Origin of the sequence: Chromohalobacter marismortui (genome assembly GCF_004364315.1) — a bacterium.
GTDB classification, from domain to species: domain Bacteria; phylum Pseudomonadota; class Gammaproteobacteria; order Pseudomonadales; family Halomonadaceae; genus Chromohalobacter; species Chromohalobacter marismortui.
In genome coordinates, this window is record NZ_SOBR01000002.1 from 655,696 (window position 1) to 678,972 (window position 23,277).

Here is a 23,277-nt window from a genome sequence, read left to right on the forward strand (position 1 = left end):
CAGCGAAGATGATAGCATTCGCGGTTGCCAGAAAGTCTCACCCGCATCTCATCGCCGCCCGCCAAAGGAACGTGACATGCCACTCTTCGGTAGCCGACCGGCCTTCTTCTTCCGTTCCCGACACCGTCGACATGTCGACCCCTGGACTCTGATGACACTCGGCGTTGCGCTGAGCGTGGCCCTGCCGGTCATCACGGTCCTGGTGCACGTGCTGATCCCCTCGCGGGCGATCTGGGCGCATCTCGCGGATACCGTGCTCACCGGATACCTCACCAACACTCTCTGGCTGGCGCTGGGCGTCGGCATCGGCACGACCGCCATCGGGACCGGCACCGCCTGGCTGATCGCCATGTGTCGCTTTCCAGGCCGCCGCGTCTTCGAGTGGGCACTGCTGTTGCCCCTGGCCGTGCCCACTTACGTCATCGCCTACGCCTATACCGACTTCCTGCAGTACGCCGGCCCCCTGCAAAGCGAGCTGCGCGCGCTCTTCGGCTGGGGCCACGGGGACTACGTCTTTCCCAACATCCGCTCGCTGGGCGGCGCCACGCTGCTGATCACCCTGGTGCTCTATCCCTACGTCTACCTGCTCACCCGTGCGGCATTCCTCGAACAGTCGGCCTGCGTGCTGGATGTGGGGCGCACGCTGGGGCGTGGCCCTTGGCGGCTGTTCACGACGGTGGCCGTGCCACTGGCGCGGCCGGCGATCATCGGCGGCGTCTCCCTGGTCTTGATGGAAACGCTCAACGAGTTCGGCGCGGTACAATACTTCGGCGTGGACACCTTCACCACGGGGATCTATCGCACCTGGTTCGGCATGGGTGAACCCGTCGCCGCCGCACAGCTGGCTGCCTGCCTGCTGGCCTTCGTGATCATCGTGGTCGCCCTGGAACGCCTCTCGCGCGGCCGCCGCCGATACTTCCACACTACCGGCCGCTATCGCCAATTGCCGGAGTTCACCCTCCGCGGCTGGCATGCCTGGGGCGCCTGCCTCGCCTGTGCCTTGCCCATCGGCATCGGCTTCGTGCTGCCCGGCGCCATTCTCGCCGACCTCGCCCTGGAGACGGGCGATGACGTTCTCGGCGCCCGGTTCCTGGACTACGCCGGCAACAGCCTCATGCTCGCGGCACTCGCGGCGCTGGCCGCCGTGGGCCTCGCGCTCGTGCTCAGCTATGGCGTGCGCCTGCATCCCGGCCGCACCACCCGGACGGCCACGCGCATCGCAGCCATGGGCTATGCCCTGCCCGGCTCGGTCGTCGCGGTGGGGATTCTGATTCCTCTCACCTGGGTCGACCGCCACCTCTATGCCTGGTTGAACGGTCAGCTCGGCATTGAGACCGGTCTGATACTGAGCGGAACGGCCTTCGTCTTGATATATGCCTATGTCGTGCGCTTTCTGGCGGTATCGTTCAATACCGTGGAAGCGAGCCTGGCCAAGGTCACCCCCGGCATGGATGCGGCGTCCCGCACGCTGGGCCAGACCGCCGGCGGCACCCTCCGGCGCGTTCATACCCCGCTCATGAGAGGCAGCCTGTGGGCGGCCTTGCTGCTGGTCTTCGTCGATGTCATGAAGGAATTGCCCGCAACGGTGATCCTGCGCCCCTTCGATTTCGACACCCTGGCGGTGCGCGCGCACAATCTGGCCGCCGACGAGCGCCTGGCGGAGGCCGCCTCGTCATCGTTGGCCATCGTCCTGGTCGGCGTCATTCCCGTCATCCTGCTCAGTCGCGCGATTCGCCACGCGCGCCCCGGGGCCTCAGGCGGGAAACGCGAAGCACTGTGAAGCATCCAGTTCCAAGGCCAGCGACGTGCCGACATCCGGCAGGAAAACGTCGGGCACCTGAGCGTGCAGATGCACCTCGCCACCCCCGCCATCGGCTGCGGCCAAGTGCAGCAGGCTGCTGCGTCCCAGAAGCTTGACCATGACCACGCGAGCCTGCCGGGGCGCAGACGTCTCCACAGTGTCGCCGGCATGAGCGAGCGGCGTCACACGGATCGCCTCCGGGCGAATCATCACGCGCGCCCGCGCCCCCTCGGCAAGCGTCGGCGCCGCCACCGCACCCGCCGGTGTCGCCACGGCACCGTTGCGGACGTCGCCTGACCACTCGTTGACGGCACCGAAAAACGTCACCACGAAAGGGTCCTGCGGCTGGCAGTACAACTGATAGGGCGTCCCCCACTGCACCACGCGCCCCTCGCGCATCAGGGCGATGCGATCCGCCATGAACATTGCCTCCTCGGGGTCGTGCGTCACCAGCAGCGTCCCGGCTTCTCCCTGCTTGAGCGCATGCAGGGTATCGTCGCGAATCTGTTCGCGCAGGCGCGCATCGAGACTGGAGAACGGCTCGTCCAGCAGCATCAGCTGCGGCGACGGCGCCAGGGCGCGGGCCAGGGCCACGCGCTGCTGCTGTCCGCCCGACAACTGGTGCGGATAGCTTTCGGCGCGGGCCGCCATGCCCAGCTGATCGAGCCAGTGGCGGGCGCGGGCGCGCCGCTGCGACGCCGGCAGGCCATCCAGGCCGAAGGCGACGTTGTCCAGCACACTGAGGTGAGGAAACAGCGCCGCTTCCTGAAACGCCAGGCCGACGCTGCGCTTCTCGGGAGGCACATGACGGCCACCGGCCATGCTGAGCGCCTCGCCTCCCAGGTAGAGTTCGCCATGCTGCAAACGTTCGAGACCGGCCACGAGGCGCAGCACCGTTGTCTTGCCGCAGCCCGACGGCCCCAGCAGGCACACCACTTCGCCCGGCATCACCTCGAGACTGACCTCTTCCACGGCGACATGCTCGGCATAACGATGGTGCAACCGGCGCACGTCCAGACGAGGAGAAACCGACGCGGCAGTGCATGTGCGGGAGGCATTGAACGGTTGATTCATGGTCAAGGGCCCAGGCACGGCAAGCGATGGGACGACCGGCAACCACATGGGGCTGACGCAATCGGCCACCACCTGTCGTTAAACGATGATTAAACACTGTGAATTGACGCCGCCATCCGATTGGGCTTCAATACACACGCCAATACGACTTATTATCATTAATAATCATACCACAAGGGGATACCGCATGCCGCAACGCCCACTCGCCTTACCGGCTACCGCACTGCTCGTCGGCGCCATCTTCACCGGGGATGCTCTGGCCGAAGAGGTCAACATCTACTCCGCGCGCCATTACGATTCCGACCAGGCCCTCTACGATGCCTTTACCGAGAAAACCGGCATCGACGTCAACATACTCGAAGGGGATTCGGACCAGCTCATCGAGCGGATCCGTCGCGAAGGCGCCGCCAGCCCCGCGGACATCATGCTGACCGTCGACGCCGGCCGCCTGTGGCGCGCCGAACAGGCAGGCGTTTTCCAGGGCATCGAGTCCGATGTGCTGAACGAGCGACTGCCCGACGCCATGCGTCATCCGGAAGGCAAGTGGTTCGGCTTCAGCCAGCGCGTGCGAGCGATCTTCTACGATCCCGACGATGTCGATCCGGCGAATCTGAAAAGTTACGAGGATCTCGCCGACCCGCGTTTCGAGGGCGATATCTGCATTCGCTCATCGAACAACATCTACAACCAGTCCCTGCTCGCCTCGATGATCGCCCACCACGGCATGGACGACGCCGAGGCCTGGGCCCAGGGCGTGGTCGACAACATGGCGCGCGACCCCGTGGGCGGCGATACCGATCAGATTCGCGGCGTGGCCAGCGGTGAGTGTGATATCGCCGTCGCCAACCACTACTATTATGTGCGCTTGCTCGAGTCCGATGACGCCAGTGACCGCGAGGCCGCCGAGAGCGTCGAGATCCTGCTGCCCAACCAGGACGGACGCGGCGCCCACGTCAACGTCGGCGGCGCCGGCGTGGTGGCGGACGCGCCCAATCGGGACAACGCCATCCGTTTCCTGGAGTTCCTCGCTTCCGACGAGGCCCAGCGCCTGTTCGCCGCCGGCAATCACGAGTTCCCTGTCGTCGACGGCGTCGAGGTCGACGGCCCCCTCGCGACATGGGGCGACTTCAAGCGAGACGCCCTCAACATCAACGCCCTGGGCGAACACAACCCCGAGGCCATCCGCATCTTCGATCGCGTCGGCTGGCGTTGAGCCCCGCGTCGCGACCTGCCAACACCGGGCCCCGGCATCGCCGCGGGCCCGTTCTCAATGCGCTTCGTCCCAGTTGTCGCCGGCGTTGGCTTCGACGGTCAGCGGCACGTCGAGCTTGGCGGCGCCTTCCATGCGCTGGCGAACGGCGTCGGTGAAGGCATCGACCTGCGTCTCCTTGACCTCGAAGACCAGTTCGTCGTGCACCTGCATCACCATCCAGGCATCGAAGTCGCCGTCGCCGCTGGTGGGCGACAGCCAGCGGTCGACATCGATCATCGCCAGCTTGATGATATCGGCGGCGGTCCCCTGCATCGGCGCATTGATGGCGGTGCGCTCGGCAGCCTGACGCCGGGTCCGGTTCTGGGCATTGATCTCGGGCAGATAGAGGCGACGGCCGAAGACCGTCTCGACGTAACCGTCGTCGGCGGCCTGGGCACGAATGCGTTCCATGAAGCGCGCCACGCCGGGGTAACGATCGAAGTAGCGATCGATGTAGGTCTGCGCCTGATGGCGCTCGATATGCAGCTGGCGCCCCAGTCCCCAGGCGCTCATGCCGTAGATCAGACCGAAGTTGATGGCCTTGGCGCTGCGCCGTTGCTCGCCGCTGACGGCATCGAGCGCCACGCCGAACACTTCCGCCGCGGTGGCGGTATGGATGTCGCGCCCCTCGGCGAAGGCCTCGAGCAGTCCCTGGTCGCCGGAAAGATGCGCCATGATGCGCAGCTCGATCTGCGAATAGTCGGCAGCGACGATGCGGTAACCGGGGCGTGCGACGAAGGCTTGACGAATCTTGCGGCCTTCTTCGGTACGGATGGGAATGTTCTGCAGGTTGGGGTCCGACGATGACAACCGCCCGGTGGCCGTCACGGCCTGGTGATAACTGGTGTGCAGCCGCCGCGTGGTGGCATTGACCAGTTGCGGCAGCTTGTCGGTATAGGTCGATTTCAACTTGGCGAAGCCGCGATGTTCGATGATCACCTTGGGCAAGGGGTAATCCAGCGCCAGTTCCTCGAGCACCGCCTCGGCGGTACTGGGCGCGCCCTTGGGCGTCTTCTTGAGCACCGGGATCTTCAACTCATCGAAGAGAATCTCGCCGAGCTGCTTGGGCGAGCCGAGATTGAACTCGCGGCCGGCCAGTTCATAGGCGCGGGTTTCCAGTTCCCGCAGGCGCTTGTCCAGCTCGCGACTCTGCACGTGCAGGCGTTCGGCATCCAGTGCCACGCCGTTGCGCTCCATGCGCGAGAGCACCGGCACCAGGGGCAGTTCGATGTCGTCCAGTACCGCCGCCAGCCGGCCCTCGCCATCCACGCGCGGGCGCAGTTCCCGGTGCAGCCGCAAGGTGATGTCGACGTCCTCGCAGGCGTAGGGGGCGGCTTCTTCGAGTGCGATCTGGTCGAAGGTCAGCTGCTTGACACCCTTGCCGGCGATCTCCTCGAAGGAAATGGTCTTCTCGCCAAGATACTTCAGCGCCAGCGAGTCCATGTCGTGCCGCGTCGCCGTGGCATTGAGCACGTAGGATGCCAGCATGGTGTCCTCGAGCCGTCCCGCGACCTCGATGTCGTAGCGCGCCAGGACGGAAATGTCGTACTTGAGGTTCTGGCCGATCTTGGCCTTGGCGGGATCTTCCCAGAGCGGCTTGAGCGCGGCCAGCACCGCGTCGCGATCGAGCTGCTCGGGGGCGTCGAGATAGCGGTGCGCCACCGGGATGTAGGCCGCTTCGCCGGCGTCCAGCGACAGACCGATTCCCACGATATCGGCCTCCATGTAATTGAGGCTGGTGGTTTCCAGGTCGAAGCAGAAGATGTCCGCCTCGCCCAGGCGCGCAAGCCAGGCATCGAGGGCCTCGCCGGTGGCGATGACGTGATCCGAACGTGACGTCGCCTCGGCAGTACTCGCCACGGGCCCCTGCGCGGCATCCACCGCATCGCCCGAACCGACATCGTCGACGCCCTCGTCGCGCCCCTCGAGCAGCTCGTTCAGCCAGTTCTTGAATTCCAGCTCGGTGTACAGCGTCTTGAGCGCCTCGCGGTCGGGGTGCGCGATATCCAGGTCATCGAGCCCCACCGGCAGCTCGCAGTCGGTCTTGATGGTGGCCAATTGATACGACAGGAAGGCCTGCTCACGGTTGGCCTCGAGCTTCTTGGGCATCGTCTTGGCGCCGCGAAACGACAGCGTGGTGACACGCTCGAGATCGGCGTAGAGGGTGTCCAGCCCGCCCTGCATGCCTTGCAGCAGGCCGAGCGCCGTCTTCTCGCCGACGCCGGGCACGCCGGGGATGTTGTCGACCTTGTCGCCCATCAGGGCCAGGAAGTCGATGACCAGCGACGGCGGAATGCCGAATTTTTCCTCGACGCCGGCCACGTCGAGGGTCTCGCCCTTCATGGTGTTGACCAGCGTGATGTGGGCATTGACGAGCTGCGCCATGTCCTTGTCACCGGTGGAAATCACCGCATCGCGCCCCGCCTCGGTGGCCTGGCGTGCCAGGGTGCCGATCACGTCGTCGGCCTCGACGCCCTCGATGCACAACAGCGGCAGGCCCAGCGCGCGAATACAGTCGTGCAGGGGCTCGACCTGCGGGCGCAGATCGTCGGGCATCGGCGGACGGTGCGCCTTGTACTCGGCGTAGATATCGTCGCGGAAGGTCTTGCCCTTGGCATCGAAGACCACCGCCATGGGACTTTGTGGATACTGCTTGATCAGGCTCTTGAGCATGTTGAGCACGCCCTTCACCGCCCCGGTGGGGTTCCCCTTGGACGTGGTCAGCGGCGGCAAGGCATGAAAAGCCCGATACAGATACGACGAGCCGTCGACGAGAACGATGGGGGGCGTATTGGCCATGACATCAGCATCCATTGGAAATTCGCGATGCCACCATGATACGCAAGGCGTTGCGCAGCGTCAGGCGAAACCCGCTTTGCATGTGCCGAGCCTGCATGATGTGGGATAATGACCGTTCATTACCTCAAGGCACGCGGCGCAATGCCACCCTAGTGGCCCCGCCCGCCGAGGAGACCGCCATGCAACGCTTACCGATCATTCTCCGTTTGGGGTTCGGCCTCATTATCAGCATCAGTGCATCGCTTGCTATCGCGCAACCGTCCCCCGACATCACCGTACACCAGGCAGAAGCGCGCACCATCAAGGAATACCGCATCAACGGCGAGCTCTATGCCATCGAGGTCATACCCCGACAAGGCACCCGTTATTTTCTGGTCGACGATGATGGCGATGGCAACTTCGAGCGCAACGAGACGTCGCACGTCGAGGTGCCCGACTGGGTCAGCGGCGGCGAATGAGGTCGCCGGCCGCACGACGCCACCACGTCAACGGCGGTAGGACTGCCTGCGCCAAGCCGCTACAATAGCGCGCTTGGCAACCCGGGCGAGAGACACATGGCCGTATTCACTCCTTTGACCGAGACACAGGTCGCGAGCTTTCTCGAGCGCTTCGACGTGGGCACGTTACGCGCGCTGGAAGGCGTTCCCAGCGGCACGGAGAACTCCACCTTCTTCGTCACCACCGACCGCGACCGCTTCGTGCTCACGCTCTTCGAACAAGGGGAAAGCGACGAGCTGCCCTTCTTCGTGGCGCTGCTCGACTATCTCGCCGAGCACCGCCTGCCCGTACCGGGACCCGTTCACGACCGCGACGGCGTCGCCCTGCAGCGACTCGCCGAACGCCCGGCCCTGCTGTTCCCGCGCCTGCCCGGGCGTCATCCCGAAGCGCCCACGCTCGCCCAGTGCCATGCCCTCGGCGACGCGCTAGGGCGCATGCACAAGGTGTCCCAGCGTTTCGAGGGCCAGCGCCCCAACCCCCGTGACCTGCACTGGTTGGCCAGCGCGCAGCACAAGGTCATGAGCTATCTCGCCGCGGACGACCAGCGCCTGATGGGCGACGAGATCGACGCCTACCAGGTCGCGTTCGGCGATGCCTCGCCGCTCCCCCAGGGCGCGATCCATGGCGACCTGTTTCGCGACAACACCCTGTTCGACGGCGACCGGCTGGGCGGCATCATCGATTTCTACAACGGCTGCACGGGCGATCTGCTCTTCGACCTCGCCATCGTCGTCAACGACTGGGCCAGCGATGCGGGCGGTCACCTCGACCGGGAACGCTACACGGCCCTGCTCGCGGCCTACCAGGCGCGCCGCCCGCTGACCGACACCGAGCGCGAGCTGTGGCCGATGATGCTGCGCATGACGGCACTGCGATACTGGCTGTCGCGACTGCTGGTGGTCTATGTCGATCCGCCCGCGCACGACCTGACGCCCAAGGATCCCGGCGAGTATCGTCGGCTCCTGCTGACCCGGCTCGCGCATGGCGCACCGCCCCTGCCGGCGCCGGTATCGCCGTCATGACGCCAGCGTAAGCATTCTTTAAGAAACCCGGCATAAGGTAGAGGCGTCATCGAAGGCGGGGCACGCCGCCGCGTCCACCGAGGGAGTCTCCTTATGTCGACCTTCATCCGCCGCCTCACCGCTGTCTCGCCCGCCCGCAACGGCATGTCGAGCCTTCTGCATGGCATATGCCAGGCGGGTGCCTCGCTGGCCCTGGCGTTCGCCAGCCTGGCCTTGATGTTGCAGGGCCCCGTGATCGCCCTGCTCGTCATCTTTGCCCTGGGCACGGGCTTGCTGGGGCGTGCCTGCCGTCCCGGCGACGACGAGACGTTCCCGGCTACCGAGTCCTGCCGCGCAAGACCCTGGGTCGACGCCTTGAACGGCGAGACGCTGGCGACCCTCGGCATGGCCAGCGCCAGCACTCTGATGGTGCTGTGTCTCCTTCACTGAGCACGTCGGCGCCTCTTTGCAGCCCCGCACGCGGGCGGCATAATGCCAGCCCGTTCGTTCACCGGGCCGCGTCGGCCCGCCCAGGAGTGCGCCATGACCTCGCCCGCCATTCAGGCCCGCCGCACCTACAACATCGATCAGTGGGGCAGCGGCTACTTCGATGTCGACGATGCCGGCCATGCCGTCGTGTGCCCTCGCGGCGACGAGCGCGGCGGCCCCGCCCTGCCGCTCAATGCCCTGGTCGAGGAATTGCGTCGTGCCGGCCTGCGCCTGCCGGTGCTGGTGCGTTTCACCGACATCCTGCATGACCGGGTCGAACGGCTGTGCGGCGCCTTCGACAGTGCCATGCACGACGAGGCTTATCATGGCGGCTACACCGCCGTGTATCCCATCAAGGTCAACCAGCAGCGTCGCGTGGTCGAGGAAATCCTCGCCACCCAGGCACGCGGCCATGGCCGCGTCGGGCTCGAGGCCGGCAGCAAGCCGGAACTGCTCGCGGTACTCGCGCTCTCCGGCGACGGCCCCTCGCTGATCGTCTGCAACGGCTACAAGGATCGCGAATACGTGCGTCTGGCGCTGATGGGCGAGAAGCTCGGCCACCGCGTCTATCTGGTGGTCGAAAAGCACTCCGAGCTCACCCTGATCCTCGAGGAGGCCCGGCGGCTCGACGTGACGCCGCGCATCGGCCTGCGTGCACGGCTGGCCTCGGTGGGCAAGGGCAAGTGGCAGAACTCGGGCGGTGAGAAGTCCAAGTTCGGGCTCACCGCCAGCCAGATCCTCGACGTGGTCGAACGCCTGCGCAACGCCGATGCCCTAGCCAGTCTGCAGCTGGTGCATTTCCATCTCGGTTCGCAGATCGCTAACATCCGCGATATCCAGCGCGGCCTGCGCGAATGCGCCCGGTTCTACCAGAGCCTGCGCGCCCTGGGCGCCCCGGTGGACACCGTCGATGTCGGTGGCGGCCTGGGCGTCGATTACGAAGGCACCCGCTCGCGCAGCTTCTGCTCGATCAACTACTCGATGCACGAATACGCCAGCAACGTGGTCTGGGCCTTCCGTCAGGCCTGCGACGCCGAAGGCTTGCCGCATCCGCACCTGATCTCCGAATCGGGACGTGCATTGACCGCGCACCACGCCGTGCTGATCACCAACGTCATCGGCGAGGAGCGTCTCAGCGACACGCCCCCCGAACGCCGCCTGGAAGGCGACGCCGAGCTCGACGAGTTATGGCGCGTCTATGCCAAGCTGGATACCGCGCAGGAGCCGCGCGGCCTCGCCGAGGCCTACCACGACGTGGTACAGGCCATCGGCGAACTGCAGGACCGCTTCGTGCTGGGCCTGGCCACCCTCGACGCCCGCGCCGAAGGCGAGACGGTCTACTTCGCCGCCTGCCGGCGCCTGAGCGCACAGCTGGATCCGCGCAACCGCGCCCATCGCGAGATCGCCGACGAACTGGCCGAGAAGCTCGCCGACAAGCTCTTCGTCAACTTCTCGCTGTTCCAGTCAGTGCCCGATGTGTGGGGCATCGACCAGGTGTTCCCGGTGCTGCCGCTCACCGGTCTCGACCGTCCGCCCACGCGGCGTGGCGTGATCCAGGACATCACCTGCGACAGCGACGGGCGCATCGACTGCTACGTCGACGGCCAGGGCCTGGAAGCGACGTTGCCGCTTCCGGAGTGGCAGGACGGCGAGGACAAGCTGCTGGGACTGTTCCTGGTTGGCGCCTACCAGGAAATCCTCGGCGACCTGCACAACCTGTTCGGCGATACCGACGCCGTGGACGCCACGCTGGACACCGACGGCCACTGGCGGCTCAGCAATCACCAACAGGGCGATACCGTCGCCGACGTACTGCGTTACGTGAACTTCGACGCCGACGAACTCAGCCAGCGCCTGTCACGCCAGCTCCGGGACAGCGCCCTGAGCGACGCCCAGCGCGACGACTTCATGCGCGATCTCGCCGCCGGCCTGGAAGGCTACACCTATCTGGAATGAGCAGGTGTTCAACGCGTTCGGGTGGTGACCTCCAGCCCGAACGAGGCCTGCAGCGACAAGCGCGCGTTGCGCGGCAAGGGGCCCACGCCCGCCGGCGTCCCGGTGAGCACGACATCACCGGGCTGCAACGTGAAGTGGCGCGACATCTCGGCCAGCAACTCGGGAATCGCGAACAGCATGTCACGCGTCTCGCCGGTCTGACGACGCGCGCCGTCGATATCCAGCGTGAAGCGCAAATCCGCCCAGTCGGGCACCTCGTGCAACGCCACGAACGGTGACAGCGGACAGGCCCCGTCGAAGGCCTTGGCGATTTCCCAGGGGTGCCCCTTTTCCTTCAATTGCGACTGCACGTCGCGCAGCGTCAGGTCCAGCGCCAGCCCGAGACCCGCGACCGCTTGCTGCGCGGCTTCGGCACTCGCCGCGCTCAGACGCTTGCCGATCAGCAGCGCCAGCTCCGTCTCGAAATGCACCTCGCCACGCGTGAATGGCGCGGCGATGTCATGGGCCATGGGCACCGCGCTGGTGGCAGGCTTGATGAATAGCAGCGGCGCGCTGGGCACCGGGTTGTCGAGTTCGCGGGCGTGCTCGGCGTAGTTGCGCCCCACGCAGACGATCTTGCCCAGCATATGGGGAAAGACACCGCCATCGGCCAGGCGAGTCACGAACGGTTGGGCCGGGATGGACATGCAGACTCCTTGGCAATCAAAAAGCGCCGTGGCGCGAAGACTCGAGTCTAACGCGACCGCCAACGCTTCACACGGTACCGCGCTCGGCCGTCACGCTGGGGCGCTCGCCGAAGCGGGCCTGGTAGACACGCGAGAAGTGTGCCAGGTGCACGAAGCCGCTGCTCAGCGCAGCCTCGGTGACACGGCAGCGGCTATCGGCGAGCAGGCGTCGCGCATAGTCCAGGCGCATGCCCAGGTAGCATTGCTTGGGGGTTTCTCCGAAATGTGCCACGAAGAGACGCGTCAACTGACGCTGCGACTGTCCCGCCAGGCGGCAGATCTCGGGCATCGGCAGTACCTGGTCGAGGTGGGCCTCCATCACCGCCAGCGCCCGCACCACGCTGCGCGGCAAGTCCTCCAGGGTGCGCGCGGCGCCGGCCTTCCAGGCTTCTTCTTCGGAGACGCGCTGGTGCACCAGCTGACGTCCCACGGCATTGGCCAGCGCCGGCCCGTAATCGTGCTCGATCCATTGCAGCATCATGTCGATGCCTGCCGCCCCGCCCGAGCCGGTCAGGCGCTGTCCGGCGAACTCGAAGCGCGCCTCGCTGACGGCGATGTGGGGAAACTCCGCCCGGAACGCCGGCACGCTCTCCCAGTGCAGTGCCACGCGATGGTGATCGAGCAGCCCTGCCCGCGCCAGGATGAAAGGCGCCGTATCGAGACCGCCGACACGCCCGCCATGGGCCGCGACGTGGCGCAGCACCGCGCGCTCGGCGCTGGTCACGCTGACTTCCGGCTGATAGGACGAGATCACCATCAGCAGCTCGCCGTGGCAATGCGCCTCCAGGGGGCCGTCCACCTCGATGCGCACCCCGTTGCTGGCCACCACCGCCTCGCCGTCCGCCGACAACAACCGCCATGCGAAGAGCGTGCGCCCGAACCGATTGGCCACGCGCAGCGGTTCGAGCAGGCAGAACAATGTCAGCATCGAGAAATTGGGCACGACCCAGACATCCACGGTATGCGCCGCTTCGCCAGGCCGAGGGACCGGTGGTTGCTCGGGGCGTGGATAGGGCCAGTCGGTGGTCGAGAGCTCACTCATGGCGAAAATCATCTATTAAATGACGATTTAGTGCAAATACCCTGCTTGCAACCCGCCTAGGGTAGGGAAATGTCTTGGCCCGCGAGCCAAGCGGTTACGAATCCATGCCAGCAGTGGAGAGCACCGTTCATGTCCATTTCCGCCGACGTCGAACTCAAGGACGAGGGGCGCCGCCTGATCCTGCATGCCGCCGGTCAGCGGCGCGAATTCGCCGCCCTCTGGCTCCGCGAGCGGGCGCCGGACGACACCACGCTCGACACCCGCACCGGACAGCGCCTGATCGAGGCCGCACAACTGCCCCTGACGTTGCGCGCCGAGACCGCAAGCTGCGAGGCAGACACGCTGCACGTACGCTTCAGCGACGGTCACGCCACGGCCTATGCCCTGAATGACCTGCTCCTCGACACCGACGCCGATCGCGCCGAGGTCGAGCCCGGTCTGCGCCTGTGGGATGCCGGCCTCGACGCGCTGCCCCAGGCGACCTTCGCGGCGGCGCTCGAGGACGACGGTGCCCTGCTGGCCATGCTCGAGGATCTGCACTGCTACGGCTTCGTCAAGGTCAGCGGCGTGCCCTGCGAGGCAGACGGCATGCAGCCGTTGATCGACCGTATCGGCCCGTTGCGCCGCACCAACTGGGGCGGCATCGCCGACGTCAAGTCGCTGGCCAACGCGTTTGACCTCACCATGACGCAACGCGGCCTCGAGCCGCATACCGACAACCCCTATCGCGACCCGATCCCCGGCTATATCTGGCTGCACTGCCTGAGCAACGCCGCCGCCGGGGGCGACAGCACACTCACCGATGGCTTCATGGCGGCGCAGCGTCTCAAGGTCGAGGCGCCCGAGGACTTCGCATGTCTGACGCGTCTCTCGCCACGCTTCCGCTACACCGACGCCACCACCGACCTGGAAAGCGAGGGACCGCTGATCGAACTCGACAGCCGAGGACGTCTGGCGCGCGTGCGCTACTCCAATCGCACCGAGCGCATCGCGGCCCACGACGCGGCGCTGCTCGAGCGTTACTACGCCGCGCGTCAGCGGTTCTATCGTCTGATCACCGACGAGGCATTGACCGTGCACCTCAAGCTCGGGCCGGGCGACATGCTGATCATGGACAACTATCGGCTGCTGCACGGCCGCACCGCGTACCAGCTCGAGGGGGGCGTGCGTCACCTGCGCCAGGGCTATGTGGATCGCGACAGTACCGCCAGCCGGCGCCGCGTGCTCGGCGCCCAGCTCGCCGGAAACGCGCGGCCTGGCGCATCGCATACCGCTCAAGGAGTCACCCCATGAACCAGGCGACCTTCACCCGTTTCGATGAAAGCACCCGCGCCGACTGGGCATTGATCGACGCGCATTTCCAGCACTACCAGAACGATGCCAGCCGACGCGTGCTCGAGCACCTGCTGCGCCTCAAGGGCGATACCCACGGCTATCCCATCGACCGTTACGAACATTGCCTGCAAACCGCCACCCGCGCGCTGGAAGCGGGCGCCGACGAGGAGACCGTGGTCTGCGCCCTGCTCCACGACATCGGCGACGACCTGGCGCCCGCCAATCATGCGGAAATCGCCGCGGCGATCCTCGAACCCTTCATCGATCCGCTCAATGTGTGGATGATTCGCCATCACGAACTGTTCCAGGGCTATCACTACCGCGCCTTCTACGGCATGGATCCCCATGCGCGCGAGGCCTATCGCGATCACCCTGCCTACGCGCGCACCGTGCGCTTCTGCGACGAGTGGGACCAGTGCGCCTTCGACCCCGACTACCCCACGCGGCCTCTCGAGGACTTCATCCCCATGGTCGAGCGTGTCATGTCACGCCCGCCATTCGGCGAAACCACCAGCGTCGAGGACCCGGCATGACCCAGTGCGCCCATCGCCTTCTCGAGCTGCTCGTCGCTCACGGCATCGAGACCGTCTTCGGCATCCCCGGCGTGCATACCGTCGAGCTGTATCGCGGTCTGCCCGACAGCGGTCTGCGCCACGTGACCCCGCGCCACGAGCAAGGGGCCGGCTTCATGGCCGACGGTTACGCCCGCGCGACCGGCAAGCCGGCCGCCTGCTTCATCATCAGCGGTCCGGGCATGACCAACATCGCCACCGCCATGGGCCAGGCACTCGCCGACTCGGTGCCCATGCTGGTGATTTCCAGCGTCAATCGGCGCGACACCCTGGGTCGTGGCCAGGGCCGCCTGCACGAACTGCCCGATCAGCAACGCACCCTGTCCGGGGTCAGCGTGTTCAGCCATACCCTGCAGACGCCCGAGGCCCTGCCCGAGGTGCTGGGACGCGCCTTTGCCGTCTTCAAGAGCGCCCGCCCCGGCCCCGTGCACATCGAAATCCCGCTCGACGTGATGGCCTTGCCCGCGCCCGAGCACCGGCCGCGCATCGCCGAGGTCTTTCCGCCGACGGCCCCCGATGCCGCCCTGGCCTGGGCCGCCGACTGGCTCGCCGACGCCGAACGTCCGCTGGTGCTGCTGGGGGGGGGCTGCGTCGCTGCCGGCGACGCGGTACGCACCCTGGTCGAACGCCTCGACGCTCCCGCCATGACCACCATCAACGCCAAGGGCGTGCTGGGATGCGGGCATCCGCTCGACCTCGGCGCCTGCGCGAGCCTGCCCGCCGGCCGTAAACTCGCCCGCCACGCCGATGTGGTACTGGCACTGGGCACCGAACTCGGTGAGACTGACTACGACCTGACCTTCGATGGCGGCTTCCGGCTCGATGGCCGGCTGATCCGCGTGGACATCGATGCCCAGCAACTGGCGCGCAACCACGCCACCGACCTCGCCCTGCTGGCCGACACCGGCGAAGCGGCCCTGGGATTGCTCGAACGCCTGCCCCCTCAGGCCGCGCGCGAGGGCGCCGCCCGCGTCGCCGACACCCGGGCGGCGCTGGCACTGCGCGACGCCGACGATGTCGCGCCCTATGCCGACTTTCTCGACACCCTGCGCGAGGCATTGCCCGACGCCACCATCGTCGGCGACTCCACCGGACCGGTGTATGCCGGCAACTTCATCGCCGAGATGCCCGCGCCACGCCGCTGGTTCAATGCCGCCACCGGCTACGGCACGCTCGGCTACGGCCTGCCCGCTGCCCTGGGCGCGGCCCTGGGCGTGCCCGAGCGGCCGGTGATCGCGCTGGTCGGCGACGGCGGGCTGATGTTCACCCTCGCTGAAATCGCCACCGCGCGCGAGGCCGGTGTGCCTCTGGCGATCGTGATCTGGAACAACGCCGGCTATGGCGAGATCCGCCGCTACATGGACGCCCAGGACGTGCCACGTCTCGGCGTCGATCTTGCCGCGCCGGACTTCGTGACGCTGGCCAAGTCGCTCGACTGTTACGGCGTGCGCGTCTCGACGCGTGCCGCGCTGCACCAGGCTCTGCAGGCCTCGCGACAGGCCCCTGGGCCGACCCTGATCGACGTCGAGGCCGACAGATGGTCCGCTTGAATTCATCGTATCCACCAGGAGACATCATGCGACGCACCACCACGCGACTGATGGCCGCCCTTGCCCTGCTGCCCCTGGCGGCCCACGCCTTTGCCACCGACGACGCCACCCAGGTCTCCTTCGTCACTCCGCCGTGGCCCGGGGTCACGGTCAAGACCGAGATCATGGCGCAAATCCTCGAGCCACTGGGCTACAGCAGCGAGCGCCAGGCGCTCAGCAGCACGGTGGGCTACACGACCTTGCAAACCGGCGACAGCGACGTCTTCCTCGCCGGCTGGCTTCCTGCTCAGCAGAGCAGCTACGACGCCGCGATGGACGACGGCACCATCGTCGATCTGGGCAACAACGTCACCGGCGCGCGCATGGGCTTCGCGGTCCCCGGTTACGTCTTCGATGCCGGCGTGACCAGTGCCGAGCAGCTCGACGATCCCGAGAATCGTAAGCGTTTCGGGGGGCGTTACTATTCCATCGAGACCGGCTCGACGGTCAGCGACTTCATCCATGCCGCCAAGCGCCACGACACCTACGGCCTGGGCGACTGGGAGCTGCTGGAGTCCTCGACTCCCGGCATGCTCAGCGCCGTGCGCAGCGCCTACGACGAGAAGCGCTGGGTCGCCTTCTACGGCTGGACGCCGCACTGGATGGTGCCGGAATTCGACATGCATATCCTCGACGACCCTGCAGGCATCTATGGCGAGAACCAGGGCCGCAGCGATGTGCGCACCATCGTCGCCAAGCCCTTCAGCGAGGCCAACCCCAACCTCATGCGCCTGCTCGACCAATTCGTGCTGAGCGCCGAGCAACAAAGCGACTTCATTCGCGAATACGGCCTGGCAGAGCGCGAGCTCGAGACGGTGGCCCGCGAATGGCTGCAAGCGCACCCCGATGAACTGGCCGACTTTCTGGAAGGCGTCACCACGCGTGACGGCGAACCGGGCCTGGAAGCGATCAAGGCTAGCCTATAACCGCACCGACGACGCTAACGAGGACACTGCATGCACTATTCCCGACTGACCCAGCGCATCGCCGGTGAAGGCGCCGCCGCCTGGGACATCCACTACCGGGCCCTGGCGCGTCAGGCCGAGGGCGACGACGTCATCATCCTCTCGGTGGGCGATCCGGATTTCGCCACGCCGACGCCGATCGTCGACAGCGCGGTCGACAGCCTGCGCGCCGGCGCCACGCACTATGCCGACGTACAGGGCAAGGCGCGGCTGCGCGAGTTGATCGCGCGTCGGCACCGCCAAACCGGCGGCGCGCCGGAGACCCGGGCCGACAATGTCGCGGTCATGGCCGGTGCGCAGTGCGGCCTGTATGCAGTGGCACAGTGCGTGCTCGACCCCGGCGACGAGGTGATCGTGCCCGAGCCGATGTACGTCACCTACGAGGCGGCTCTGCAGGCCGCGGGGGCGACCCTGGTGCGCGTGCCGTTGCGTGCGGCGAATGCGTTCCAGCCCGACCCTGCGGAGTTCGCCGCCGCGGTCACGCCGCGCACCCGTGCATTGCTGCTCAACAGTCCGCACAACCCCACCGGTCAGGTGCTGAGCCGCGACCACTGGGCGGCACTGGCCGCATTGTGCCGCGAGCACGATCTGTGGCTGCTCTCCGACGAAGTCTATGCCGAGTTGATCCACGATGGCGAACATCTCTCGCCGGATAGCCTCGCGGGCATGCGTGAGCGCACCGCCATCGTCAATAGCCTGTCCAAGTCGCACGCCATGACCGGCTGGCGTCTGGGCTGGGTGATCGGGCCCGAGCCCTTGATCCAGCACCTGACCCACCTGGCGCTGTGCATGCTCTACGGCAGCCCCGACTTCATCCAGGAGGCCGCCTGCGAAGCCCTGGCCCACCCGCCTGCAGCGCTCGACGAGATGCGTCGCACCTACCGGATGCGCCGCGACAGCGTGCTCGAGGCCCTCGCCGACGACGAGACCGTCGAGGCGCTGCGTCCCGCGGCCGGCATGTTCATGATGGTCGACATTCGCCGCACCGGGCTGTCGGCACAGGCCTTCGCCGACCGCTTGCTCGATACCCAGGGCGTCTCGGTACTCGCGGGGGATGCCTTCGGCCCGTCGGCGTCCGGCTTCGTGCGCTTGAGCTTGACGGTGGATGCCGACCGCCTGCGCGAGGCCTGCCGGCGCCTGGCACGCTGCGCCGCCGCGTGCCGCACGACGGCCGAGGCATGACCGCACGCGCGGCCCGGTGACGATGCCCGGGCCGCTATCTTTCCACTCACTGCAGGAGGGGTATGGCTAATCACGATAACCTGGCCATCGAGGCCCGCCACCTGGTCAAGCGCTACGCCGAGCTGGAAGTCATCAAGGACGTCTCGCTCGACGTGCGCGAGGGCCACGTGGCCTCGATCATCGGCTCCAGCGGTTCCGGCAAGAGCACCTTGCTGCGCTGCATGAACCTTCTCGAGACGCCCGACAGCGGCGACCTGACCATCGCCGGCGAGTCGCTGGCCTTCTCGCACGCTCGCCACCACCGGCCCGACCGGCGCCAGCTGCAACGCCTGCGCACGCAGGTCAGCATGGTCTTTCAGCAATTCAATCTATGGCCACACTTGAGCGTGCTCGGCAACGTGATCGAGGCGCCCATGCGCGTGCGCGGCCTGAGCAGGCGCGACGCCACATCCCTCGCCGACCATTACCTGGCACGCGTGGGCATGGCCGACAAGCGCGATCAGTACCCCGCCTACCTCTCCGGCGGACAACAGCAGCGCGTGGCCATCGCCCGGGCCCTGGCCATGGAGCCGCGCGTACTGCTGTTCGACGAACCTACCTCGGCGCTCGACCCGGAACTGGTCGGCGACGTGCTCGCGGTCATCCAGAGCCTCGCCGAGGAAGGCCGCACCATGCTGCTGGTCACCCACGAGATGGGCTTCGCACGCGACGTCTCGCACCAGGTGGCGTTCCTGCACCAGGGCTGCGTCGAGGAAATCGGCACGCCGCATGATGTCTTCGAGAACGCAACCAGCGAGCGCTGCCGCCAGTTCGTCTCGAGCGTGGCCTGAGCCTTTCACGTGGCGCCCCCCAGGGCGCCATATCATCCCGGGCCGCACCGGCCCGATACAACAACGATGGGGAACCATGATGATCAAGCAACTGAAAGCGACCCTGATGCAGGCCACGGGCATTGCCTTGCTGGCCCTGAGCGCCACCTCGGCGATGGCGGATGAACCGCTCAAGATCGGCATCTCCGCGGAGCCCTACCCGCCGTTCACCTACAAGGATGCCGACGGCAGCTGGACCGGCTTCGAAGTCGAGCTGGGCCAGGCGATCTGCGCGCAGATGGACGCCGCCTGTGAAATCACCCCGACGGGCTGGAGCGGGATCTTCCCTGCCCTCAATAGCGGCAAGATCGACATGATCATGAATTCGCTGTCGATCACCGAGAAGCGCAAGCGGGTCATCGCCTTCAGCGATCCGTACTACTTCACGCCCTCGGCATACGTCACCGCCAAGGCCAACGACATGCAAATCCCCGAGGATCTGGATGGCAAGATCCTGGGGGTTCAAGGGTCGACCACCAACGCCACCTTCGCACGTCGCTCGCTGGCCGATACCGGGGTCGAGCTCAACGTCTACGACCGTCAGGAACAAGCCAACCGTGACCTGCTCGCCGGACGTGTGGATGTCATTCTCGCCGACAAAGTTGCCATGACGGAATTCGTCGAGCGCGATTCAGCGCAGGACTTCGAGATTCGCGCCATCGCACCGCGTGACGATGCCTTCGGCGACGGCGTGGGCATTGGTCTGCGTCAGGACGACGATGTCCTGCGCAAGAAACTCAACACCGCGATCGCCCGCGTGCTCGACAACGGCCGCTGCACCGAGCTCTCCCAGCAGTACTTCGGTACCGACATCTGCGGCAGTTGATCCGCCTCGCGACCCTCCGGCCGGGCCTGCCCGGCCGGCCCCGTTCAGACACTGCGAGATTCGACTATGCCAAGCGATCATAGCGATGGCCTGCTGGAATGGCTCGGCCCGATCCTGCAAGGTGCCCTGGTAACCCTGGAAATCGCCTTGCTGGCTTATGCCATCGGGCTCGGCCTGGGGCTCGTCGGCGCCACGGCCCGACTCAGCCCCTGGCGCCCCCTGCGTGCCCTGGGGACGGTGTACTCCACCCTGGTGCGCGCCATTCCCGAACTGCTGTTGATCATCCTGCTGTATTACGCCGGCAGCCAGGCGCTCAACGCTCTGCTCGCCGAACTCGGCGGCGACATGCACATCGAGATCAGCGGTTTCGTCACCGCCGTGGGCGTGCTCGCCTTCGTGCAGGGTGCCTACATGACCGAAGTCTTCCGCGGTGCCATCCAGGCGATACCGCGCGGGCAGCTTGAAGCCGCCGATGCCTACGGCTTTTCGCGCTCGACCCGCTTTTACCGCATCGTGCTGCCCGGCATGCTGCCCAACGCCCTGCCCGGGATGTCCAACCTGTGGCTGATCCTGGTCAAGGACACCGCGTTGATCAGCGTGATCGGTTTCGAGGAACTGTTCTTCACCGCCCAGCAGGCGGCCGCCAGCACCCGCGACTATGCCCTGTTCTACGCCCTCGCCGGGGCGCTTTACCTGGTCATGACGCTGGGCTCCAATGCCTTGTTCGCCCGCGCGGAGCGCTACGTCCGGCGCGGCCAGCCCAGCACCTAAGGAGCACCCAGACATGGACTTTTCCTGGTTGAGCGATCCGTTCTATCAAAAGGCCCTGTGGACCGGCTTCGTCAACACCTTGTGGCTGGTCGCCGCGTCGGCCGTCTGCGGTTTCGCGCTGGCGGTGGTGTTTGCCGTGACCCGTCTGCGCGGCCCCCGTCCGCTGGCCATGCTGGTCACCGGTGTAACCACGGTGATACGTGGCACGCCCTTGCTCGTGCAACTGTTCTTTTTCTACGACGGGGTCGGGCGTTTGTTGCCGGAAATTCCCGGCGTGCGCGAGAGCTTGATCTGGCCGCTACTGCGGGACCCGTTCTTCTACGGCGCTTTGACCTTCACGCTGAGCGTCGGCGCCTACACGGGCGAGGTCCTGCGCGGCGCGCTCTTGAGCGTACCCGAGGGGGAGCTGGCCGCGGGACGCGCCTTCGGCCTGAACCGTTGGCAGATTCTCTATCGGCTGTGGCTGCCGCGCGCCATCCAGATGTGCCTGCCCACCCTGACCGGCGAGCTGATCCTGCTGCTCAAGTCGGTGCCGCTGGTCTCGACCATCGCGCTGATGGATCTGCTCAAGGCCGCCAACATGGTCCGCGACGAAACCTTCCTGGTGTACGAGCCACTGCTGCTCATCGCCGGGATCTATCTCGCCCTGACCCTGGTGCTCACCAGCGTGATGCGCCTCATCGAGCAGCGTTTTCCCGGCGCGCGCCCCGCCGCGCCCAAGCGCCGACGCCTGCTGCCCGGCTAGCCTAAGACGATCCCCCACAAGGCACGTGATGCGCGGTATAGTAGGTCCGTGAAATGAATACCAGGTAGCGCCAGGGCGAGCGTCAACGACCACCTGGCGGGCATGACAACACAGGTATGAGTGAGCGTCTTGAGCATGCAACACTTGGATTTGCAGGTCATCGAGCGAGCGCTCGAATGGGCCCGCGACGGTGAAACGGTCTGGCTGTGCACGGTGCTGGCGACGTTCGGCTCGTCGCCCCGCGAGCCGGGCTCGCTGTTCGTCGCGCGCGGGGACGGCCGCCATGCAGGTTCCTTGTCGGGCGGTTGCATCGAGGAGGATTTCCTCGAGCGCCTGACCCAGGGCGCCTTCGGGGCGCCGATCACCACGCTGCGCTACGGCGACGGGCATGCCGACGGACCGTCGGTGACGCTGCCCTGCGATGGCATTCTCGATGTCCTGATCGAGCGACTGCCACCGACGCGTGAAAATGTCTCGCATCTCGAGGCCTTGTACGACGTTCTGCGTGGGCAGCGCCCGGCCATTCGCGAGGTCGATCTCGCCACTGGGTTCGCAACGCTTGCCAATGACGACAACGAAGGTCCGCGGCTAACGCTTGATGAGCGCCAAGCCCAAATGCGCCTGGGGCCGGTGGCGCGCTTGATCGTGGCCGGTCTCTCGCCGGTCTCGATCGCCTGCGCTGAATTCGCGCGCTCGCTGGGCTTCGAGGTCATCGTCTGCGACCCGCGCGAAGAGGCATGGGAAGACGTGGCGCTTCCCGAGGTACGCACGCGACGCGAGCTGCCCAGCGCCTTCATTGCCTCGGGCGCGAGCCACGCGGCGACGGCCATCGTCGCCCTGACCCACGACCCGCGCCTGGATGACCTGACCATGGTCGAGGCCGTGCGCACGCCGGCGTTCTACATCGGGGTCATGGGCTCGCAACGCACCTCGACGGCCCGTGCCGAGCGCCTGGCACGCACCGGCGGGCTCAGCGAGGAAGAGATCGCCCGTCTGCACATGCCCATCGGCTTGGCTCTCGGGAGCAAGACACCCGCCGAAATCGCGCTGGCGGTCATGGCCGATATCGTGCGCGTGCGACGCGGCAAGGCACGCGATGCCCTGTAAGCGCGTGGTCGCCGTGATCATGGCCGCCGGAAGCTCGCGGCGTTTCGGCGAGCAGGACAAGCGCCGCGCCCTGCTGGCGGGGGGCGAGACGCTGCTGAATGCCTCCTTCGCGCGTGCGGTCGAGGCCTTCACTCACTGTCGCGTGGTGCTGCGCGACACCGAGACGCCAGCACCTCTCGGCCTGGCCGAGCACGCATCCGTGATCGGTGTCGCACACGCCGACCGCGGACTGGGTACCAGCCTGGCCGAGGCCTTCGCGACGCTCGCCGGGGACCCGTCACTCGCCGAGGTTCAGGCGGCCGCGATACTGCTCGGCGACATGCCCGCCATTCGCGTCGACACGCTGCGGCGCTTGCAGCACGCCGCCGACACCGCACACATCCTACGCCCCTGTCACGCCAGTCATCCCGGCCACCCGGTGCTATTCGGGCGCGCGTTCTGGCCAGCACTCACACGCCTGGACGGCGACGCCGGGGCGCGGCGACTTATCCGCCAGCACCCCGAACGCTGCCGGACGATCGAGGTCGATGATCCCGGCATTCTGCTGGACGTCGATACGCCCGCTGACCTGCAGTTCGAGATTCGCAACACTGACGCCCAAGTGCCGTATTAACCAATAATAAGCGTCTTGCTGTCCAATTTTTACAAGCGTACATTATTAATAGACATCGCAGATTAT

At 66.6% G+C, this 23,277-nt stretch carries 21 protein-coding genes; 17 read left to right on the forward strand and 4 right to left on the reverse strand.

The window, feature by feature from the left end; all coding sequences use genetic code 11:
- The first annotated feature begins 76 nt into the window (after nt 1-76).
- Complete coding sequence (locus C8E00_RS06240; protein ID WP_133695788.1) at nt 77-1,780, forward strand: ABC transporter permease; 1,704 nt, start codon at nt 77-79, stop codon at nt 1,778-1,780.
- On the opposite strand, the gene C8E00_RS06245 is transcribed toward C8E00_RS06240, so the two are convergent.
- Nucleotides 1,754-2,875, reverse strand: a complete 1,122-nt coding sequence (locus C8E00_RS06245; RefSeq protein WP_133695790.1) for an ABC transporter ATP-binding protein — start codon at nt 2,873-2,875, stop codon at nt 1,754-1,756. The genes C8E00_RS06240 and C8E00_RS06245 overlap by 27 nt on opposite strands.
- A 187-nt stretch (nt 2,876-3,062) precedes the next feature.
- Here C8E00_RS06245 and C8E00_RS06250 point away from each other — a divergent pair, with 187 nt between their 5' ends.
- Nucleotides 3,063-4,088, forward strand: coding sequence for a Fe(3+) ABC transporter substrate-binding protein (locus C8E00_RS06250; protein WP_133695793.1), 1,026 nt, complete (start codon nt 3,063-3,065; stop codon nt 4,086-4,088).
- A gap of 54 nt (nt 4,089-4,142) precedes the next feature.
- Here C8E00_RS06250 and polA read toward each other — a convergent pair whose 3' ends face one another.
- Complete coding sequence (polA, locus tag C8E00_RS06255; protein WP_133695795.1) at nt 4,143-6,926, reverse strand: DNA polymerase I; 2,784 nt, start codon at nt 6,924-6,926, stop codon at nt 4,143-4,145.
- A 179-nt stretch (nt 6,927-7,105) separates the two neighbouring features.
- Between polA and C8E00_RS06260 the strand changes: the two genes are divergently transcribed.
- The 4 genes from C8E00_RS06260 (at nt 7,106) to speA (ending at nt 10,870) form a co-directional block, all read left to right on the forward strand.
- Nucleotides 7,106-7,384, forward strand: coding sequence for a DUF2782 domain-containing protein (locus tag C8E00_RS06260; protein WP_133695798.1), 279 nt, complete (start codon nt 7,106-7,108; stop codon nt 7,382-7,384).
- A 96-nt stretch (nt 7,385-7,480) separates the two neighbouring features.
- On the forward strand, nt 7,481-8,446 hold the full coding sequence (locus C8E00_RS06265) for a homoserine kinase (protein WP_133695800.1): 966 nt from the start codon (nt 7,481-7,483) through the stop codon (nt 8,444-8,446).
- Nucleotides 8,447-8,539: 93 nt separating this feature from the next.
- Complete coding sequence (locus C8E00_RS06270) at nt 8,540-8,875, forward strand: hypothetical protein (protein WP_133695803.1); 336 nt, start codon at nt 8,540-8,542, stop codon at nt 8,873-8,875.
- A gap of 93 nt (nt 8,876-8,968) precedes the next feature.
- Nucleotides 8,969-10,870, forward strand: a complete 1,902-nt coding sequence (gene speA, locus C8E00_RS06275) for a biosynthetic arginine decarboxylase (RefSeq protein WP_133695805.1) — start codon at nt 8,969-8,971, stop codon at nt 10,868-10,870.
- Nucleotides 10,871-10,878: 8 nt separating this feature from the next.
- Here the strand turns inward: speA and C8E00_RS06280 are convergent, their stop codons facing one another.
- Entirely contained in the window at nt 10,879-11,556 is a 678-nt protein-coding gene (locus tag C8E00_RS06280; RefSeq protein ID WP_133695807.1) for a fumarylacetoacetate hydrolase family protein, read from the reverse strand.
- A gap of 67 nt (nt 11,557-11,623) precedes the next feature.
- Entirely contained in the window at nt 11,624-12,637 is a 1,014-nt protein-coding gene (locus C8E00_RS06285; RefSeq protein ID WP_243833122.1) for a GlxA family transcriptional regulator, read from the reverse strand.
- A gap of 129 nt (nt 12,638-12,766) precedes the next feature.
- On the opposite strand from C8E00_RS06285, the gene tmpA reads away from it, so the two are divergent.
- The 11 genes from tmpA (at nt 12,767) to C8E00_RS06340 (ending at nt 23,211) form a co-directional block, all read left to right on the forward strand.
- Complete coding sequence (tmpA, locus tag C8E00_RS06290; protein WP_166638262.1) at nt 12,767-13,930, forward strand: 2-trimethylaminoethylphosphonate dioxygenase; 1,164 nt, start codon at nt 12,767-12,769, stop codon at nt 13,928-13,930.
- Nucleotides 13,927-14,505, forward strand: a complete 579-nt coding sequence (locus tag C8E00_RS06295) for an HD domain-containing protein (protein ID WP_133695814.1) — start codon at nt 13,927-13,929, stop codon at nt 14,503-14,505. The genes tmpA and C8E00_RS06295 overlap by 4 nt, the downstream gene beginning before the upstream one ends.
- Nucleotides 14,502-16,094, forward strand: a complete 1,593-nt coding sequence (locus C8E00_RS06300; protein ID WP_133695816.1) for a 5-guanidino-2-oxopentanoate decarboxylase — start codon at nt 14,502-14,504, stop codon at nt 16,092-16,094. Before C8E00_RS06295 ends, C8E00_RS06300 begins: the two co-directional genes overlap by 4 nt.
- A gap of 26 nt (nt 16,095-16,120) precedes the next feature.
- Nucleotides 16,121-17,059 carry an ABC transporter substrate-binding protein gene (locus C8E00_RS06305; RefSeq protein WP_133695819.1) on the forward strand — a complete coding sequence of 313 codons (939 nt, stop codon included), beginning with the start codon at nt 16,121-16,123 and terminating at the stop codon, nt 17,057-17,059.
- Nucleotides 17,060-17,089: 30 nt separating this feature from the next.
- Nucleotides 17,090-18,280 (forward strand): pyridoxal phosphate-dependent aminotransferase, encoded by a 1,191-nt coding sequence (locus C8E00_RS06310; protein WP_133695821.1) that lies wholly within the window; start codon nt 17,090-17,092, stop codon nt 18,278-18,280.
- Nucleotides 18,281-18,342: 62 nt separating this feature from the next.
- The gene (locus tag C8E00_RS06315; protein ID WP_133695823.1) at nt 18,343-19,110 is read left to right on the forward strand and encodes an ABC transporter ATP-binding protein; all 768 of its coding nucleotides are present in this window, start codon (nt 18,343-18,345) and stop codon (nt 19,108-19,110) included.
- Nucleotides 19,111-19,186: 76 nt separating this feature from the next.
- A complete protein-coding gene (locus C8E00_RS06320) occupies nt 19,187-19,975 on the forward strand; it encodes a transporter substrate-binding domain-containing protein (protein WP_243833123.1) in 789 nt (262 codons plus the stop codon).
- 66 nt (nt 19,976-20,041) lie between these two features.
- Nucleotides 20,042-20,746, forward strand: coding sequence for an ABC transporter permease (locus C8E00_RS06325; protein WP_133695825.1), 705 nt, complete (start codon nt 20,042-20,044; stop codon nt 20,744-20,746).
- 13 nt (nt 20,747-20,759) lie between these two features.
- On the forward strand, nt 20,760-21,491 hold the full coding sequence (locus tag C8E00_RS06330) for an ABC transporter permease (RefSeq protein ID WP_133695828.1): 732 nt from the start codon (nt 20,760-20,762) through the stop codon (nt 21,489-21,491).
- Between the two features lie 135 nt (nt 21,492-21,626).
- Entirely contained in the window at nt 21,627-22,598 is a 972-nt protein-coding gene (locus tag C8E00_RS06335) for an XdhC family protein (protein WP_133695830.1), read from the forward strand.
- Entirely contained in the window at nt 22,588-23,211 is a 624-nt protein-coding gene (locus tag C8E00_RS06340) for a nucleotidyltransferase family protein (protein ID WP_133695833.1), read from the forward strand. The genes C8E00_RS06335 and C8E00_RS06340 overlap by 11 nt, the downstream gene beginning before the upstream one ends.
- Nucleotides 23,212-23,277: the final 66 nt, after the last annotated feature.